Raw genomic sequence first — 935 nt, forward strand, 5'->3', positions numbered from 1 at the left:
GTTGAAGGTCAGGCCCGCGAGCCCGCCGCCGACCAGCGCGAAGGTCAGCGTGTCGCCATCCACATCGTCGGCCAGGCCGGCGACGGAGCTGTCGAGCACGCCGTCCTCGGCCACCGTCCGCGTGTCGTCCGAGACGGTCGGCGCGTCGTTCTCCGGCGTGACCGTGACGTCCACGATCGCGGTGTCGCTGCCGCCATTGCCGTCCGAGATGCTGTATTGCAGCTGGAAGGCGCCGTTCCAGTCGTTGCTCGGATCGTTGACGTAGAAGCGGATCTCGGTGTCGTTCCAGACCTCCGCGACCACCGGCGCGCCGCCCAGCACGGACACGCCCGTGACGAACAGGCTGTCACTGTCCGCGTCGCGGTCGTTGGCAACGACGTCAACATAGTGCCAGAGGTCGTAGGCGGTGTTCTCGCCGATCGTCGCCACGTCGTCATTCGCGACCGGCGCGGTGTTGTCCGGCGTCTCGTCCACGTCGGTGACGGAGATGGTGAAGGTCTCGTCGTAGGTGCCGCCGGCGCCGTCATTGGCGCGGATGGTCACGCTGTAGGTGTCCTGCGTCTCGAAATCGAGCGCACCGTTCACCCGCAATTCGTTGCCGACGATGCTGAACGGCACCGGCCCGCCGAGGATGGAGAAGGCGAAGGCGGCGCTGTCGATGTCGGTGGCCGAAAGCAGGCCGACGAGCGTGCCGTTCGGGCTGTTCTCCTGCACGGAGGCGTTGGACAGCGCGATGTCGGTCGGCGCGTCGTTGACCGGGGTGACGTCGATCTCGACGGTGCCGGTGTTGCTGTCGGCGGTGCCGTCATTGGCCTTGAACTGGAAGCTGACGGTGCCGTTGAAGTCGGCCGGCGGGGCGTAGCTGTAGCTGCCGTCCTCGTTGAAGGTCAGGCCCGCGAGCCCGCCGCCCACCAGCGCGAAGGTCAGCGTGTCGC

Annotated in this window: 1 protein-coding gene; it reads right to left on the reverse strand. The window is 67.6% G+C overall.

All coding sequences use genetic code 11. The features are described from left to right. Nucleotides 1-935: cadherin repeat domain-containing protein (locus tag AC1MIR_RS27740; RefSeq protein ID WP_480031400.1), on the reverse strand; the 935-nt coding region annotated here is incomplete at both ends.

Source organism: Falsiroseomonas sp. RANM36 (assembly GCF_056682175.1).